Origin of the sequence: Mesorhizobium sp. ANAO-SY3R2 (genome assembly GCF_042466635.1) — a bacterium.
In the GTDB taxonomy this organism is placed as follows: domain Bacteria; phylum Pseudomonadota; class Alphaproteobacteria; order Rhizobiales; family Rhizobiaceae; genus Aminobacter.
The window spans coordinates 18,474-35,531 of sequence record NZ_CP159954.1 but is presented as its reverse complement, the minus strand read 5'-3'; the positions used below and the strand labels follow the sequence as shown (position 1 = coordinate 35,531).

16 protein-coding genes are annotated in these 17,058 nt (G+C 63.6%); 9 read left to right on the top strand and 7 right to left on the bottom strand.

Annotated features, from left to right (window positions below; all coding sequences use genetic code 11):
• Positions 1 to 4 precede the first annotated feature (4 nt).
• From ABSY17_RS03045 to ABSY17_RS03030, 4 genes are all read left to right on the top strand, one after another.
• Positions 5 to 277: an acyl carrier protein gene (locus ABSY17_RS03045; RefSeq protein WP_378942212.1), complete on the top strand. Its 273-nt coding sequence runs from the start codon at positions 5 to 7 to the stop codon at positions 275 to 277.
• An 8-nt stretch (positions 278 to 285) separates the two neighbouring features.
• A complete protein-coding gene (locus ABSY17_RS03040) occupies positions 286 to 1,818 on the top strand; it encodes a class I adenylate-forming enzyme family protein (protein ID WP_378942209.1) in 1,533 nt (510 codons plus the stop codon).
• On the top strand, positions 1,815 to 2,816 hold the full coding sequence (gene nadE, locus ABSY17_RS03035; RefSeq protein WP_378942207.1) for an NAD(+) synthase: 1,002 nt from the start codon (positions 1,815 to 1,817) through the stop codon (positions 2,814 to 2,816). Before ABSY17_RS03040 ends, nadE begins: the two co-directional genes overlap by 4 nt.
• 240 nt (positions 2,817 to 3,056) lie before the next feature.
• Positions 3,057 to 4,187 carry an ATP-grasp domain-containing protein gene (locus ABSY17_RS03030; RefSeq protein ID WP_378942204.1) on the top strand — a complete coding sequence of 377 codons (1,131 nt, stop codon included), beginning with the start codon at positions 3,057 to 3,059 and terminating at the stop codon, positions 4,185 to 4,187.
• A 53-nt stretch (positions 4,188 to 4,240) separates the two neighbouring features.
• Here ABSY17_RS03030 and ABSY17_RS03025 read toward each other — a convergent pair whose 3' ends face one another.
• Positions 4,241 to 7,294, bottom strand: coding sequence for an aminotransferase class III-fold pyridoxal phosphate-dependent enzyme (locus ABSY17_RS03025; protein WP_378942202.1), 3,054 nt, complete (start codon positions 7,292 to 7,294; stop codon positions 4,241 to 4,243).
• Positions 7,295 to 7,426: 132 nt separating this feature from the next.
• On the opposite strand from ABSY17_RS03025, the gene ABSY17_RS03020 reads away from it, so the two are divergent.
• Positions 7,427 to 7,867, top strand: coding sequence for an Lrp/AsnC family transcriptional regulator (locus ABSY17_RS03020; protein ID WP_378942199.1), 441 nt, complete (start codon positions 7,427 to 7,429; stop codon positions 7,865 to 7,867).
• 55 nt (positions 7,868 to 7,922) lie between these two features.
• On the opposite strand, the gene ABSY17_RS03015 is transcribed toward ABSY17_RS03020, so the two are convergent.
• Positions 7,923 to 8,597, bottom strand: a complete 675-nt coding sequence (locus ABSY17_RS03015) for a GntR family transcriptional regulator (protein WP_378942197.1) — start codon at positions 8,595 to 8,597, stop codon at positions 7,923 to 7,925.
• 260 nt (positions 8,598 to 8,857) lie between these two features.
• Here ABSY17_RS03015 and ABSY17_RS03010 point away from each other — a divergent pair, with 260 nt between their 5' ends.
• A complete protein-coding gene (locus tag ABSY17_RS03010) occupies positions 8,858 to 9,889 on the top strand; it encodes a proline racemase family protein (RefSeq protein ID WP_378942194.1) in 1,032 nt (343 codons plus the stop codon).
• Positions 9,890 to 10,046: 157 nt separating this feature from the next.
• Here the strand turns inward: ABSY17_RS03010 and ABSY17_RS03005 are convergent, their stop codons facing one another.
• From ABSY17_RS03005 to ABSY17_RS02985, 5 genes are all read right to left on the bottom strand, one after another.
• Positions 10,047 to 10,850: a sulfite exporter TauE/SafE family protein gene (locus tag ABSY17_RS03005; protein WP_378942192.1), complete on the bottom strand. Its 804-nt coding sequence runs from the start codon at positions 10,848 to 10,850 to the stop codon at positions 10,047 to 10,049.
• Between the two features lie 111 nt (positions 10,851 to 10,961).
• Positions 10,962 to 11,915 carry a sugar ABC transporter substrate-binding protein gene (locus tag ABSY17_RS03000; protein ID WP_378942190.1) on the bottom strand — a complete coding sequence of 318 codons (954 nt, stop codon included), beginning with the start codon at positions 11,913 to 11,915 and terminating at the stop codon, positions 10,962 to 10,964.
• Between the two features lie 358 nt (positions 11,916 to 12,273).
• A complete protein-coding gene (locus tag ABSY17_RS02995; RefSeq protein ID WP_378942187.1) occupies positions 12,274 to 12,924 on the bottom strand; it encodes a GntR family transcriptional regulator in 651 nt (216 codons plus the stop codon).
• A gap of 81 nt (positions 12,925 to 13,005) precedes the next feature.
• Positions 13,006 to 13,941 carry a 2-hydroxyacid dehydrogenase gene (locus ABSY17_RS02990; RefSeq protein WP_378942184.1) on the bottom strand — a complete coding sequence of 312 codons (936 nt, stop codon included), beginning with the start codon at positions 13,939 to 13,941 and terminating at the stop codon, positions 13,006 to 13,008.
• 103 nt (positions 13,942 to 14,044) lie between these two features.
• On the bottom strand, positions 14,045 to 14,452 hold the full coding sequence (locus ABSY17_RS02985; protein ID WP_378942182.1) for a VOC family protein: 408 nt from the start codon (positions 14,450 to 14,452) through the stop codon (positions 14,045 to 14,047).
• Between the two features lie 170 nt (positions 14,453 to 14,622).
• Between ABSY17_RS02985 and ABSY17_RS02980 the strand changes: the two genes are divergently transcribed.
• The 3 genes from ABSY17_RS02980 to ABSY17_RS02970 are packed head-to-tail and all read left to right on the top strand — an operon-like array spanning position 14,623 to position 16,936.
• Positions 14,623 to 15,612: an alpha/beta hydrolase gene (locus ABSY17_RS02980; RefSeq protein WP_378942179.1), complete on the top strand. Its 990-nt coding sequence runs from the start codon at positions 14,623 to 14,625 to the stop codon at positions 15,610 to 15,612.
• A 5-nt stretch (positions 15,613 to 15,617) separates the two neighbouring features.
• Positions 15,618 to 16,532, top strand: a complete 915-nt coding sequence (locus ABSY17_RS02975; RefSeq protein ID WP_378942176.1) for a dihydrodipicolinate synthase family protein — start codon at positions 15,618 to 15,620, stop codon at positions 16,530 to 16,532.
• On the top strand, positions 16,529 to 16,936 hold the full coding sequence (locus ABSY17_RS02970) for a RidA family protein (protein ID WP_378942174.1): 408 nt from the start codon (positions 16,529 to 16,531) through the stop codon (positions 16,934 to 16,936). The genes ABSY17_RS02975 and ABSY17_RS02970 overlap by 4 nt, the downstream gene beginning before the upstream one ends.
• The last annotated feature ends 122 nt before the right edge of the window (positions 16,937 to 17,058 follow it).

Genomic DNA, 17,058 nt, shown 5'->3' with positions numbered 1-17,058 from the left:
TTCCATGTCAGATGCAATCCAGACCGACGTTCGGGCCTTCATCGTGGAGAACTTCCTGTTCGGCGACGATGGTGTACCGCTTGCCGCGGAGCAGTCGCTGATCGAAAGCGACCTCGTCGATTCGACCGGTGTGCTCGAACTGGTCTCCTTCCTGGAAGAGCGTTTCGGGATCTCGCTGAACGATGCCGACATCGTGCCGGCCAATCTTGACTCCATTGCCCGCATAGCCGCCTTCGTCATGCGCAAACGCGAAGCGGCGAGCACACTGGCTGGCTGAACGACAGCATGCGCGTTGAAACCTTTCTCAAGCGAAGTGCGGCCGCCACCCTCGGCAAAAGCGCCGTCGTTGCCGGGGAAGAGCGGCTCTCCTATGCCGACTTCGACGACCGATCCAGCCGGCTCGCTTCGGTACTGCTCGCACGAGGCGTGCAGCGCGGCGACCGCGTTGTCGTGTTCATGGAGAATGTACTGGAAGCGGCAATCGCCATCTTCGCTGTGCTCAAGGCGGGCTGTACATTTTGTCCAGTAAACCCCGCACAGAAGGCCGATGGCCTCGGTTTCGTCCTCACCGACTGCCGCCCGCGTGCAGTGCTGACGCAGACGAAATTTCTCGGCGTCTGCGGCGCAGCCTGTCAGGACCTTCCCGACCTGCCGCTCGTGATCGCGGCAGGGCCCACAGGTGCGCTTCCCGATGGCATTCTGTCGTTTGACGATTGTCTCGCCGAAGCTGCCATGCCGCTGCCCGACGCAGGCTCCGACGGCGAGCTTGCGATGATCATCTACACCTCCGGTTCGACCGGACGGCCCAAGGGCGTGATGATGACCCACGCCAGCATGGATGCCGCCTCCGGCGCGATTGCTGGCTACCTCGACAATACCCAGCGCGACGTCGTGCTGTGCGCCCTGCCGCTGTCCTTTACCTATGGGCTCTACCAGCTTCTCGTCGCCGTTCGCGTCGGCGCAACGCTGGTATTGGAGAGGAATTTCGCCTTTCCGCATGCCGTGCTGGACAAGGCGCGTGCCGAAGGTGTCACCGGCCTGCCGCTGGTGCCGACGATTGCTGCGATGCTGCTTGCCATGAAGGATGTCGAGCCGCTGCCGGGCCTGCGCTACATCACCAATGCCGCTGCCCCGCTGCCGCCTGCCCATATCGAGGGGCTGCGCGCACTGTTTCCCGGGGTGAAATTCTATTCGATGTACGGGCTCACCGAATGCGCCCGCGCCACCTTCCTGCCACCGGAAGAGCTCGACGGCAGGCCCGGTTCGGTCGGCAAGGCCATTCCAGGTACCGAAGTGATTGTCCTGGACGAGGTCGGGCAACCTGCTGGGTCGGAAGTCGTCGGCGAACTGGTGGTGCGGGGGCCGCATCTCATGCGCGGCTATTGGGAGAACCCGGAGGCGACGGATGCTGTTCTGCGTCCCGGTCCGATCCCCGGCGAGAGGCAACTGCACACCGGCGACCTGTTTCGCACCGACGCCGACGGTTTTCTCTATTTTGTCGGCCGCAAGGACGACATGCTGAAGATACGCGGTGAAAAGGTCGCGCCCAGACAGGTGGAGGCGGTGCTGTGCGACTGTCCCGGCGTGGCGGAGGCCGTGGTGGTCGGCAGGCCGAATCCGATCCTCGGGCTGGTGCTGCACGCACTGATCGTCGCTACCGAACCGGTTCCGACCGAGCGCGAGATCCTCCGCCATTGCGCGCGTGTCCTGCCCGATTTCATGGTGCCGAAAACAATCGAATTCCGCGTCGAACTGCCCAAGACGGCGAGCGGCAAGGTGGCGCGGCGGCTGGCCGCCCAACGTGAGGAACAGTCATGAACGCAAGTCGTCTTCCTTTTTCCACGCAAACACTCGACATCGATGCGGAGGCCGAAGTGGCACGCATCGTGGCGGCGCTGCGCGCGCAGCTTCGCGGGTCGTTGCGCAAGCGCGGCCTGGTGCTTGGCCTCTCCGGTGGCATCGATTCCAGCGTCTGCGCAGCACTCGCTGCGAGAGCCCTCGGACCGCAGAATGTGTTCTGCCTGTTCATGCCGGAAAACGATTCCGATCCCGAAAGTTTGCGGCTCGGCCAGCTTGTCGCGAGCACCTTCGGGCTCAAGGGCGCAGTCGAGAACATCGGCCCGACACTGGAGGCAATGGGCTGCTATGCGCGCCGCGACGGCTTCATCCGCGAGGTGGAGCCGGCTTACGGGCCGGGCTGGAGCTCGAAGATCGTCATTGCCAGCGCGCTGACCACTTCCGGCTACAACATCTCCTCGCTCGTCGTACAAAGCCCCGATGGCGAGATGAAAAAGCACCGCCTGCCCGCGCCTGTCTATCTCGGCATCGTGGCAGCCACCAACATGAAGCAGCGCACGCGCAAGCAGCTCGAATATTACCACGCAGACCGGCTCAACTATGCCGTTGTGGGTACGCCCAACCTGCTGGAGTACGACCAGGGCTTCTTTGTCAAAAATGGTGACGGCGCCGCCGACGTGAAGCCGATCGCGCATCTCTACAAGTCGCAGGTCTATCAGCTTGCCGAATATCTCGGCGTGCCGGAGGAAGTGCGCCGGCGGCCGCCGACGACCGACACCTATTCGCTGGCGCAGACGCAGGAGGAGTTCTATTTCGCCCTGCCTTACGACAAGATGGATCTTTGTCTCTTCGGGCTGGACAACAACGTGCCGGCGTCCGATGTCGCCCGTGCCGTATCGCTCACAGAAGAGGAGGTCGGTCGCGTCTGGACCGACGTAGCCGCCAAGCGCAGGGTGGCGCGCTATCTGCACCTGCCGCCGCAACTGGTTTCGGATGTTGCTGACGGCGATTCTCTCTGAGGGACGCCGTATGCGACGCTGCGAAATCCCGCTACTCGAGGCCGTTGACGGTGATTTGTTAATTCATTTACTTGAATTACTGAGTTGAAAAACAGGGATTTCCGACCTGCGGCTCAGCGATTGATTGCATGGGCCGGCTGGTCGAATTGAGTGTCGATGCAGGATATCAAGACGCAGGCAGCGGCAAACACACGAAAACGTCCTGGCGGAGCGATCATACTTGGCGGCGCTCATGGCTCCTTGGCGCTCGCCCGCAGCCTGGGAAAGCAGGGCGTTGCTGTCTGGCTGATCAGCAATGACAATCCTCTGCCCGGCTGGTCGCGATATGTTCGTCGGGTTCTCAACTGGCCAGGGCCGGCCGATGAACACGCAGCGGCATTCTTGCTGGAACTTGCGAAGAGTCGGAACCTTGATGGATTTCTGCTCATTCCCGCTGGCGATGCCGAGGTACGGTTCGTGTCGGAAAAGATCGACCAGCTATCTGCCGGCTTCAAGGTCGTTCTGCCGGCATGGGATTGTCTCAAATGGGTTTGCGAAAAGCCTCTTCTGTATCGCCGCGCTGCCGAGCTTCAGCTCGATATTCCACCAACCTATGAATTTGCGTCGGTGCAACAGGCAGGCCAGGCGGAGATCCGATTCCCCGTCATCCTGAAGCCGAATATGGGTGGCGGCGGCGATGAATTCTCGCAAGCCAAGGTCGTCCGTGCCGACGATCAGGCTTCATTTCTCGTCGCCTACAAGAACGCGGCCGAACAGATCGGGTTGGAAAATGTCGTCGTCCAGGAATTGATCCCGGGCGGAGGAGAGAGCCAGTTTTCCTATGCGGCACTGTGGAGCCAGGGAAAGCCCGTGGCCGAGTTCACCGCGCGGCGCACGCGGCAGTATCCCGTCGATTTTGGCTATACCAGCACCTTTGTTGAAGTCGTCGAGGAGCCGCAGGCCATCGATGCCGCGCGTCGCATCCTTGGCTCCATCGGACATCAAGGTCTTGTCGAGATCGAGTTCAAGCGAGACACCCGCGATGGCAAGCTGAGAATGCTCGACGTCAATCCCCGGCCATGGTCGTGGTTCGGCCTTGCCGCGGCTGCCGGCGTCGACCTTGGCGCGATGCTCTGGGCGATCGCAAGTGGCGAGGTCGTGGCCGCCGCTCCGACGGCGGCCGAAGTGTCATGGATGTATCTTTCCCGCGACGCCGTGTCGGCCGGAAAGCTGCTGCTGAGCGGCCGACTCAAATTGGGAGCCTACTTGCGATCCTTCGCTTCCGTGCGTGCCTGGGCGACGTTTGCCCTTGGCGACGTTATGCCTGGATTGATCGATGCTCCATTGGCGGCCTGGCGGGTGCTGACCAGGCGTGTACTCAAGATCCGCTGACGCTCGATGACCTGCGGCCCGGCTTCTTCCGCGCGGGCCGCAGTTGAAAGGCTCTAGCTGCCACCCTCCAGAACGGCCAAAAGCGTTTCTTCCAGAACACCGACGAGATGGTCGGCGTTCTCGCGGCTGAAGATCATCGGCGGGCGCATCTTGAGCACATTGTCGTGCGGCCCCTCGGTGCCGATCAGCACGCCCCGGCTACGCATGCCGTCATTGATTTTCCTGGCCAACGCCGTTGCCGGCTCCTTCGTCTTTCGGTCACGGACCAGTTCGATGCCGAGGAACAGGCCCATGCCGCGCACGTCGCCGATGATTTCGTAGCGCGCCTGCAATTGCCGGAACCGCGCCAGAAGGTGGCTGCCGATCTCGGCCGCGTTCTGGCGCAGGCGGTCGCGCTCGATCACGTCGAGCACCGCAAGACCCGCCGCGCAGGAAACCGGGTTGCCGCCGAAGGTGTTGAAATATTCCATGCCGTTGTTAAAGGAGGCCGCGATCTCGCGCGTCGTCACCAGCGCGGCCATGGGATGGCCGTTGCCGATCGGCTTGCCCATGGTGACGATGTCGGGCACCACCCCTTGCGTCTCGAACGCCCACCAGTGGCTGCCGACGCGGCCGAACCCGACCTGCACTTCATCTGCCACGCATACGCCGCCGGCGGCACGCACCATGGCATAGACTTCACGCAGATAGCCTTCCGGCAAGAACACCTGCCCCGCCACGCTGGGGATCGATTCAGCCATGAACAGGGCCGGCGCACGGCCTTGCTTGGCCATCGTCTCGATCTGCTCGGCGACACTTTCGGCAAAACGCCTTCCATGTTCCTCGGCCGGCCAATCATCAGGCGCGCGGTAGCTGTCGGGAATGACTGCCTCGAACACATGGTCGGGCCGGCCCTTGCCGCCCTTGCGCTTGTATTTGTAGGGGCTGAGGTCGATCAGTTCCTGCGTGGTGCCATGATAGGCCCAGTCGAGCACGATGGCTTCTTTGCGCCCGGTATGAGTGCGCGCCATGCGCAGCATCAGGCTGTTCGCCTCGCTGCCGGTGCAGGCGAAGGAGGCCACGGCGAGTTCCGGCGGGAGCGTCGCCGTCAGCCGCTCAGCGTATTGGACGATTTTGTCGTGCAGGTAGCGCGTGTTGGTGTTGAGCTTCGCTGCCTGGCTGGCGATGGCCTCGACCACTTGGGGGTGTGCGTGGCCGAGGTGGCAGACATTGTTGAAGCAGTCGAGATAGGCGCGGCCGCGGTCGTCGATTAGCCATACGCCTTCGCCGCGCACGAACTTGATCGGCTCGGAATAGGAGATCGACAGGTTGGGCAGCATCGAAGCCTTGCGGGCAGCGACGATGTCGGCGCGGCTGCGGCCCGTCTGCACGAAGGTTTCGGGCGGAATGCCGGCCAGAGTCGCGGCATCCGGGAACAGGCCGCGCCACACGTCGAGATAGCGAGCTTCGCCGACGCCCAGGATTTCGCGCGCCGACAGGCTGGTGTCGGTCGAAATCTGCAGATGCAGGTGCGGCGCCCAGCCGCCGTTTTGTGCATCCACACCCATCTCCCCGACAAGCGCTCCGGCCTCGAGCTTCGCGCTAGGCTTCAGCCGCGTCACCGCCTCGTGGGCGAGGTGGCCCCACAAAGTCACGAAGGGCGGGCAGCCCTCCGGCTCGTGCAGCAGCGCGACGAGCCCGCCATATCCCAGCGGATCTTCCTCGATCTCGACGCTCTGCACAGTCGCGGCAAGCGGCGTGTAGACCTTCGTGCCGGCCGGCATGAACAGGTCGAGGCCGAGATGTCGGTCGCGGCGTTCGCCTGCGACGAAGCGCGACTTGAACATGTCGCCGGCATAGACGGTGCGCGCCTCGCCCCAGGGGCCGATGCCGAGCGAAATGCCGTATTCGGCCGCATGGGCGTCCCACCACGCCGATGCCTTCGCCGGTTCGGCTGCGGCCGAGGCGACGGTCATGGGGTGGCCTGCATCGCCGTAGGGTATCAGCGCCTTGACCATTGTTGCCGGGTGCGGACGCACCACGGGCGCGAAGCCCTTCGCGTTGGCCTCGATCCAGCGGGTGACATCACCCGCCCCCGCTACGGTGTCGAAGCCGCAGGCATGGCGCAGGATCGCCGTGGCGAAACGCGGGTTGATGGCATCCAGGCGTCGCAGCAGCCGCCAGGCCGGCGCCTCGCTGATGGCCAGATAGGGGTTGTCGCCGGTCCGCGCCTTGCGTTGGGCCGAGAACGTCACGCTGATGACCAGCCGCGCGGCGATCAAGTCGAAGAGCAGGTCGACCTCTTCCTCACGCAATGCGTATTCGGCATGGAAGCCGGCGACGAGCCGCGCTGCCGCCCCGATTGGATCGTCCAGGTCGAGAATGGAATAGGCGCAGGCCACCGCCACTTCGGCAATCAGCACGGTATGCAGCGCATCGCCGAAGTCGATCAGGCCGGCCACGCGCTCGGGCCTGGCGGAATCGACAAGCACGTTCCAGTCGTTGGCGTCGTTGTGGATCACCTGTGCCCGCAGGCGCGCAAGGCGCGGTGCCACGGTCGCGTCGAAACGGTCTAGGAAGCGCGCCAGCAACTGGCGGTCGGCAGTGTCCGATACGTAGGCAAGCCGACCGCGTGCTTCGCTGGTGCGCCGGATGTCCCAGTCCAACGTGCGCAATGCGCCGGGATGGATGAAACCTTGCAGCGCCTTGTCAAGCCGTCCCAGTGCGCCGCCGAGAGAATGGAGAAGCTCCGGCGTGCGCGTCGTTTCGGCCAGCGGCCGACCCTCCAGCCAGGAAACCATGCGCACGGCATGGCGCTCGCCGGATGTACTGATGGCGACGGCCAGGGGCGCCGATCCGCTGGTCTTGCGGAGCTTCGGCGCGGCAATGTCGGGCGCCATGAGCTCCAGATGTTCCAGCAGTGCGGTCTGGAATTCGCTTTCGGCTGCAGGCTCGCTGGCATTGATGATCTTGAGCGTCCAGGCTTCGGAGCCGCAGGACAGCTTGAAGTTCTGGTCGCGCTCGCTGTCCAGGGGGCTGATCTCGCCGACGGTATCGAAATGGTCGCGCGCCAATGCCTTGGCTTGGTCATTCTGGAAGGCGGGGGCGGGATGATTGAGGTCTGTCATCGATGCCTGCATGCGTTGCGATGGAGTTTGCGGTGGCAACTTTCGCATGGGCATGCAAATCAGGCATCTGGCAAAGTGCCGGTTGCACCGGCACAATGTTTAGCTGGACCGGCACTTTAACGGAGTTCGCCGATGAAGGAACTGGACGCCAAGGACCGGGATATTCTCGGCATCCTGTCGAAAGAGGCGCGCATTCCGCTGAAGACGCTTGCCGCCCGCATCGGCCTGTCGCGCAGCGCCACCACCGAGCGCGTCGCCATGCTTGAACGGAGCGGCGTCATCCGCGGCTATCGCGCCGACATCGGGCAGATGGACAAGGGCATGGTCGCGGCGTTCTTGCTGGTGACGCTGGTGCGCACGCCAGCGATCGGGGTGCTGGATCAGCTGGCGCGTTATCCAGACGTCCGGCGGGTCTCGTCGGTCAGCGGCCAACTCGACCTGATCGTCGAGGTCGAGGTGCCTTCAATCGATCGGCTCAACGTCATGCGTGATCTCATCGCCTCGCACCAAAGCGTAGAGGATCTAACTACCCTGATCGTGCTTCGCCGCGACATCGAGCGCGAGCTCGGTTGAGCGCTGGCCTGAGGCTTGGTCATCAAGAGCCCGCTGATGGCACGCGGAGTATGGGTCAGTCGTCCTTGGCGCGCTTTTCCTCGAGATAGGCGATCAGCGCGCGGCCGGCGCCGAGGACGTGGTCGCGGGTGAGTTCGCCGGCTCTTTGGGCGTCCCCCGCGACGCAGGCGTCGAGTATGACCAGGTGCTCGCGGTGGGCTCGGGTCATGCCGTCGGTCAGCGTCAGCTGGGCGCGGAGATAGCGGTCGATGCGGTCGAGCGAGGCGCGCACGATCTGGAGATAGTAGGGTCGGCGCGCGGCTTCATAGAGGCCGTAATGGAAATTGCGGTTGATCTCGCCCCATCTGGCCGAGTCCGGCTCGCGGCCGAATTCGTCGCAATGCCGGCGCGCCGTGTCCAGGGTCTTGCGATCCATCTTAGGGACGGCAAGGCGGATGACCTCGGCCTCGACCAACGCACGGAACTCGAAGATCTCCACGATCTCCTCGATCGACAGGCCGGCGACGACCGCGCCCTTGTAGCGCTGGGTGGTGATCAGGCCGTGCTGCTCGAGCCGCGACAGCGCTTCGCGCACGGGGATGCGGCTGGTGTTGAACATCGAGGCGATCTGGTCCTGCCTGAGGTTCTCGCCCTCGGCGAGGTCGCCCTCGATGATCGCCTTGCGCAGCGCCTCATAGACGATATCGGCCGCCGATGCGGCCTGCCTGATATCGACGGTTTCCAGTTTCATATCTCTACCCACTCTGACGGAGTCGCCCGCCTCGCCGTGCGCTTGCTCAAGGTGATAGGTCGATTGGCGCCGGTGGGCAACATGCCGGCATTTTTCGCACGAGGAGATCGCAGAATCCAGATTGTATATTGGATCCGATTTATCTATGCATGCCCAGCTTGCAGGGCGGCCATATCAGTGCCGTCATGCAAGGACCTCGGTGGGCTAGCAGTTTCGCCTGCCGGAAATGGTCTTGTTGGAAGTGCCGCAAGGAGGCGAGCATGCGCACGAGCAAGGTAATCCACATCGTTTCCTGTCATGCCGAAGGCGAGGTCGGTGACGTCATCGTCGGCGGCGTTGCACCACCCCCCGGCGCCACGCTGTGGGAGCAGCGCCGCTTCATCGCCGAGGACAAGACCCTGCGCAATTTCGTGCTCAACGAGCCGCGCGGCGGCGTCTTCCGCCATGTGAACCTTTTGGTGCCGCCGAAGGATCCGCGCGCGGCCATGGGCTTCATCATCATGGAGCCCGAGGACACGCCGCCAATGTCGGGCTCCAACTCGATCTGCGTGTCGACGGTTCTGCTCGACAGCGGCATCGTGCCGATGCAGGAGCCGGAAACGCGCTTCACACTGGAGGCTCCCGGCGGGCTGGTCGACGTCGTGGCAACTTGCCGCCACGGCAAGGCCGAGCGCATCGCCGTCACCAATGTGCCGTCCTTCGCCGACAAGCTCGACGCCAAGCTGGAGGTCGAGGGGCTCGGCACTCTGACCGTCGACACGGCCTATGGCGGCGACAGCTTCGTCATCACCGATGCGCGCGCACTCGGCTTCGCGGTCACGCCTGATGAGGCGCGCGAGCTTGCCGAGACTGGCATCAAAATCACGCGCGCGGCCAATGAGCAGCTCGGCTTCTCCCATCCGGAAAACCCTGAATGGGATCACATCTCGTTCTGCCAGCTGACGCTGCCGGTGGAGGAGCGTGACGGCGTGCTGCACGGGCGTAACACGGTCGTCATCCAGCCGGCCAAGCTCGACCGCTCGCCGACCGGCACCGGCTGCTCAGCGCGCATGGCGGTCCTGCATGCACGTGGGCAAATGAAGGTCGGCCAGCGTTTTAGCGGCCATTCGATCCTCGATTCGACCTTCGACTGCCGCATCCTCGGCGAGACGACTGTGGGCGGGCGCCCCGCCATCGTGCCGGAAATCTCTGGCCGCGCCTGGATCGCCGGCACGCACCAACTGATGCTCGATCCCGCCGATCCGTGGCCTGCCGGCTACCGGCTCGCCGACACCTGGCCGAAGAAGGCATAGGGGTCGCGCAGGCAACTGGGGGCGGCATCAGCTCGGGGATGATCCCAGTGGTGCCGCCCCGCAGCTTGCGGGCCGGCCCCGGTCCGGCATTCCTGGCGCAGTTCGTTGTCGCGTGGCGTTTGCGTTTGACCGAAGACCCCAGATGATCTCGAACCGATCAGTTCAGCAGAGTCCAGCCGAACTGTGCGGCGACGACCAGCAGGAAGATGCCGAAGGAGATTTCCAGTGCGCGCTTGGGGGCGGCATGGGCGATCCTGGCACCGACCGGCGCGGCAAGGATCGAGATCGGCATGATGAGCGCCACGGCCATCATATTGACGTAGCCGAGCGACAGAGGCGGCAGCTCTGGCCGCTGCCAGCCGGCCACGATCAGGCCGATCACTGCCGGGATCGAGATGAGCACGCCGACGCCGGAAGAGGTCGCCACGGCCCGTTTGATCGGTTGGTTGTGCAGCATCATGAAGGTGTTGTTCATGATGCCACCTCCGACGCCCATCAAGGTTGAAAAGAAGCCGATCAGCAGGCCGTAGGCCGAACGCGCCGGCTGGGCCGGCAGGTCCGAGGCGACGATCCAGCCCGGGCGATTGAGCAGCATCTTGATGCCGACGACTGTCGCGATGCCGGTGAAAATCCATTTGAGGCTGGCGCCCGAGATGACTGCAGCGACCGCAGAGGCGAAAATCGCCCCGAGCGGCAGGACGAAAGCCCAGCTCTTGAGCAGTGCCATGTCGACAGCGCCATGCTTGCGGTGTGCCAGGAACGAGCGGATCGAGGTCGGCACCACGATGCCGAGTGAGGTGGCGATCGCCAGGTGCATGCGGATGCTTTCGTCGATCTCCATGATGGCGAGGGCCTGAACCAGGACCGGTACCAGGATGGCGCCGCCGCCAATGCCGAACAGGCCTGCGAGAATGCCGGAGACAGCGCCGGCAACGAGTAGCGAAATGGCAAGGGTCAGCATTGCGGGGTACTTTTCGGAAGCTATTGAAAATGGAGTGGAACCCGGGCAGATCCCGGGTTCCACTTCTTGGTATCGGGCAAGGCGCTGCAGATGCGCCTGTGCCAATGGCGACTACGGCTGGTAGTCGGCCGGCGCGATGATCGTCGAGAAGTCGTAGGTCGCGACCTTTTCCTTGGTCACCAGCAGTGCGGGAGCCTCGACGCGGCCGAGCACCTTGCCGCCCTCGACGGCGGCCATGGCCTCGCGAGCTGCGTCACGGCCCATGGAAACGGCCGGCTGCAGCGAAGCGCAGGTCAGAGTGCCGTTCTGCAGGGCTTCGCGCGCTTCGTCGTTGAGGTTGGAGGTCGAGACCTTGATCTTCTCAATGGCTCCTGCCGAAGTGAGCTGTTTGATTGACTCTACAGCCATGGTGTCGGCAGCGGTGAAGATGCCGTGCATGTCGGGGTGGGCCTTTGCCCAGTCCGTCGCTGCCACGCCGGCATCCTTGGTGCCGCCGGCCTTTTCGTCGACGATCTTGATTTCGGGGAAGTCGGCTTCGAGCGTGCTCTTGAAACCGTTGACGCGCAGCTTCGCCCACATCTCGTCAGGGCCAGCGAAGAGGCCGATCTCGCCCTTGCCGCCGATAGCACGGCCGAGGCAGATGCCCTGCAGGCGGCCCATGCCGATGTTGTCGGCGCCGACGAAGGAGGTCAGGCGGTCCGACTTGGGCGGAACCGAAAGCGCAATCACCGGAATGCCCTTGTCGATGGCTTCCTCGACCGCCGGGCCGACCGCGGCTGCGTCGGCGGCGCCGATGATGATCGCGGCGACCTTCTGGTCGATATAGCTGCGGATCTGCTCGATCTGCAGTTCGGCCTTGTCCTTCGCATCGCCCTTGATGAGGGTGTAGCCCTTTTCCTTGCTGGCGGTCTCGACGCCGTAGAGCCCGGCCTTCCAAAAGGGTGAGGCGAAGTAGGGGACCGTGACGCCGATGGTCTTCTGCGCCTCGGCGTAGGCGGGAACGGCCATGATAGTCGTCGCCGCCATCGCCAGTGCCAATCTCATGTATCGTGCATTCTTGCCCATGTTTTCTCCTCCAGAATTCGGGTCGTGCGTTTCGCTGGGGCACGCCTCGACGTGCCGGCGTTGACTTGGGTGTCATTGGCGTATGCAATGCAGTTGTTATGTATGCACAGATGATCTTGGGAATGCAAATAGATTAATCTGCACATTTAGATGCCTTGGCTGCCGATGTGCGCGCCAGCAAAGCCTAGCGGCCGCGCAGCGGACGAGCTTGACTGCCGCGTCGCTTCACGCGTGCCTATCAATGCAGTTGGAAAATGCTCGGGAGTAAGTGGCTGGCAGGCGTGGCGGCACGCTACCGCCGTGTGCCGGGTCGGCCGACCGGGCACCCATCAAGAGCGGAAAAGAACTAAGGCAGGACCTATTTTCCTGCGGCCGCCGTGAAGCGTCGCATGACGCCAGCGCTCAGCCGGGCGTTGTGCTCGTAGAGGGCCGCGAACGCAGCGGCCGCATCGTTTGCACGGATGGCATCGACGATTTTCTGGTGTTCGTCGAGAGACTGCTGCAGTCGGACGTCTGCGGGGCCGGCCTGATGCTGACGGAAGGGCGCCAGGCGGACGCGAAGGTCGACGGCCATGGCGGCGATGGTGACGCTGTGCGCACCACGGCAGATCGCATCATGGAACTTGCGGTTGATGTCGCGGCAGCCTTCGAGGTCCTGGTTGCCAACGCAATCGGTATACTGCCGGTGCAGTTCGTAGAGCTGCTCGCGTTCCAGCGCGCTCATCCGCTGGGCGGCGAGGCGGGCGCAGAGCGCCTCGATCTCGCATTCGGCTTCGAGCATGTCGGCCATCTGGTCGGTGTCGATCCGGGCGACGACGCCGCCGCGGCGCGGGTGCATCTCGATCAGGCCGCGGGCACCGAGTTCACGCAGGGCATCGCGCACGGGAGTGCGCGAGACGCCGAATTTCTCGGCGATCACCTTCTCCTCGAGCTTCTGCCCGGGGACCATGACCCCCTTGGCGATTTCATCCGCCAGGGCGTGATAGATCTGCGAGGCGATCGTAGTCATGCGTTCAACTTTCCCGTCGTTACGACAGATGGCGATCTGCCGTAACGACAAACCTCAATCGATTTAGTGGCAGGTCGAGATTTATGCAAGTTGCGCCGTCAGCTTGCCGCCGTCACGACACGCTTGAAGGTTGCTCAAAAGCACGTCGATCTGCGCGTCCTCGGCAGCAGGCGAGCGCCCCGCCATATGTGGAGTAAGCACCACGTTGTCGAGATCGCGCAGCCCGGCCGGCAGGTCCGGCTCGCCCTCGAAGACGTCGAGGCCGGCCCCGGCGATCGCTCGGGCTTTCAGTGCCGTCACCAGCGCTCCGGTATCGACGACCATGCCGCGCGAGACATTGACGACGAAGCCGTCCGGTCCCAATGCGTCGAGCACTGCCTTGCCGACCAGATGGCGTGTCGCAGGACCGCCGGGACAGGCGACAACGAGGAAGTCGCTGGCGGCAGCCAGCGAAACGGCGTCCGCGTAGTGCTCCCAGCTGACGTCGGCCACCTTGTTGCGGGTGGTGTAGGCGATGTTCATCCCGAAGGCCTCGCCGCGTCTGGCGACGGCACGGCCAATATTGCCGAGACCGATGACGCCCAGCGTCGCACCTGACAGCGTCGGACGTGCCGAGCGAATTTTGTCCCAGGCCCCGCCGCGCAATTGCCGGTCGCGAGCGCAGATGTCGCGCGCAACGGCAAGCATCAGGGCAACAGCGTGGTCGGCGACCGTTTCAGTGTTGGTGTTGGGAGCATGGGTGACATGAATGCCGCGGCTTTTCGCGGCTGCGATGTCGATATTCTCGTAGCCGGCGCCGTAGGCGCATACCAGCTTGAGGGCAGGGAACCTTGACATCTCGTCGTCCGACAGGCCGGTGCTGCCGTTGGTGAGAATGGCCCAGACGGCTTCGCTGTCCAACTCCGGTGATCCGCCGCCCAGTCCGCCGGGCAGTGTGATCACGTCGTATGAACGGGACAGTCTCGACAGGCAGTTGCCGGAGACCGGTATTGCCACCGCGATCTTTCCCTGCGCCATCTTCGGTTCTCCAGTCGATCGTTGTTTGTCGCCGTCGTTGCGGCTGCAGTTCAAACCCGCTGCCGGGGTGCTAGCTATTCCCCCGGCGCGGGATCAGGCCCGATCAGGCAGCCTTGACGTCCTTGATGGCGCCCTTCCAGCCGTTCTCGGTGACGTCGAAGACGATGCCTTCAGGCGTCTTGTACTTCACTTCGTAGAACACGTTCGGGTTCGTTTCCTTGCGGCCGTTCATGTACGAACCGCCGGCGGCCTTCACGAGCGCATCGGTTTCTTCGACCGAATCGACCCACATGCCGAAGTGGATGAGGCCGTTGTAGTCCTTGCCTTCGTTCTCGAAGCCCGGAACCGGCTCTTCGCCGAAGTTTAGCAGGGCGACGTTCATGATGCCGTCCGTCATGTAGACGCCGCGCATCGCCTGACCGGCGCGGGTCATGCCGAACGCCTTTTCAAAGAACTGTGCTGCCGCTTCCGGATCGGCGACGGCAATCGCGAGATGGCGCAACTTGGCCATTTGGTTTTCCCTTCTTTCGTTGAACGGCGGAACACGAAGCGTTCCGCAACACAAACATAAATGCGTTTGTGTATGCAAATACTAATCTGTGTATGCAAATAGGTTGTCAAGTGTGAATCTGGGTGCTATCCAGCGCCAATCGAGGGGCCGGCCGCAGGACGCATGATCCATTGGGCCGCTCCGTACATATCGAGGCAGCAGAGATGCGATTTGCGGGACTTTCCCAGGCCGACAGGGCGCGGCTGGACGCCATAGGCAAGGTGTGGAACGACGACCTCGGTGCAAGCCGTGCTGTCGTGCTCGACGTCTATCGGCCGCATCACCAGGCGAAGGCGGAAAATGACGACATCGTCGTGCATCGCGACCTTGCCTATGGGGCCGATACCGCACACCGGCTCGACGTCTTCGAAAGCAGCGTGCGCTGTGCCTCAGGGCACGGCCGGCCGGTCGCAGTCTTCATTCATGGCGGGGCCTTCACCCGTGGTTCCAAGAGCGCCGATGGCCTGGTCTATGACAATGTGCTGCGCTGGTTCAGCCGGCAGGGCATGGTCGGGGTCAATGTCGAGTATCGGTTGGCGCCTGGCGCCAAATATCCCGAAGGCGCGCGCGACGTCGCAGCGTCGCTGGACTGGGTGGCCGCCAATATCCAGCAATATGGCGGCGATCCGCGATCGATTCTACTGATTGGCCATTCGGCCGGGGGCTGCCATGTTGCCAGCTATCTCTATGATCCCAATGTCGGTCGCCGGCCGAGCCCGGACATCAAGGGGGCCGTGCTCATCAGCGCGCGCCTGCGGGCCGACTGTCTTCCCGACAATCCGAACGCCAACAATGTCAGGCAGTATTTCGGCGACGATGAATCTGCCTACGATACCCGGTCACCGGTGATCCATGCCGGCACGACCAAGGTGCCGGTATTCGTCGCCGTCGCTGAGTTCGAGAACCGCTACATCGACGCCTATGGCGCCGAGTTCGTCCAGCGTCACACGATGCGTACGGGCAAGGCCCCGCGCTTCGTCCAGTTGACCCGCCACAACCACACGTCCATCGTTGCGCATTTCGATACGCACGAGGAGGAACTGGGGCATGAGATCATGCGCTTCGCCATCGACGAATGCGGTCTCTTTCCCTGCGGACTATCCTGCCAAAAGCGAAAGTGAGACACATGATCCCAGAGCTACTTTCTGTCTACGCGCCCGTGCTGACGCCATTCAATGCCGACCTTTCGGTCAACACTCAGCGCTTCCTTCGTCATTGCCGCTGGATCGCCAATCAGGGCGCGGGCCTCGCCATCTTCGGCACCAACAGTGAGGCTGCCTCGCTGTCTCTGGTCGAAAAGCGCCGGTTGCTCGACGAGGTTGGCGCGGCTGGAATTCCGGCTTCCGCGCTCATGCCCGGCACGGGCGCCAACTCGCTGGAAGAGACGGTCGAACTGACACGTGCGGCGGTCAATGCAGGTGCGCCGGCGGTTCTGGTCCTGCCGCCCTTCTTCTTCAAACCGGCATCGACCGAGGGTCTGATCCGTCATTACGGGCGGCTGATCGAGGCGGTAGGCTCGGATCGCTTTTCGGTGGTGCTCTACCACATTCCGCAGTTCACCGGCGTGCCGATCACCGTCGAGTTGATCGAGGGCCTGCGCCGGCGCTACCCCAATGTCATCGGCGTCAAGGACAGTTCGGGCGACCGCGAGAACCTTGCCCGCTATCTCGAGGTCGGCGACGGCTTCCAGGTCTTTCCGGCGTCGGAGATCCTGCTCGGCGAGACGCTGGCCAAGGGGGCGGTGGGCTGCATCTCGGCGACTGCAAATGTCAATGCCAAGGGCATGGTCGAGGCGGTGGCCAATACGCCGAAGCTCGGCGCGGCCGACGCTTTCGCCAAGGCGGGCACCGTGCGCTCGCTGTTCCAGCAGTTCCCGATGATCCAGGCGATGAAGTCGCTGCTTGCGCGCGAGCATGGCGAGGCCGAATGGCGCAACGTTCGCGCCCCGCTGGTCGAGCTCGATGAGCAGGCCGAGCAGAAGTTCCTGGCTGCAGTCGACCAACTCGGCTTCCGGCCGTGGACCCCGGAGAAGGCGGCGTGAGCGCCCCGGCAGCCGAGAGGCCCAGGCCGCTCGCCAACTACCCGTTTTTGCGCGAGGTGGGCGGGCTCGTCTTTCTGTCTGGCGTCAGCGCCCGGCAGAAGGACGGCACCATCGCCGGCGTCAGCCGTGTGGAGAACGCGGGCGTCACCTACGATGTCGCCGAACAGCTCCGCGCCATCATCGCCAACATCAATGAAACGCTTGCGTCGATCGGCGGCACGCTCGCCGATCTGATCGACGTCACCATCTTCCTGACTGATATGGCCTACTTCCCGGCCATGAACGGTGAATACAACCGTTGGTTCGGGCCCGACGGGCCGACCCGCACCACGGTCGGGGTAAGCCAGCTGCCACATCCGGACATGGTTATCGAGCTCAAGGTCTTCGCCCGCAAACCCGGCTGAGGCCGCTCGGGTTTCAGCAACCGATATCGATAGCCTTCCACTGCACCTTTTCAGAGCTCCAATGGCGCGCCCCCGGCATTATCTGTCGGGGGCGCTTTTTTTGGCGACCGATCTCCGGCCGC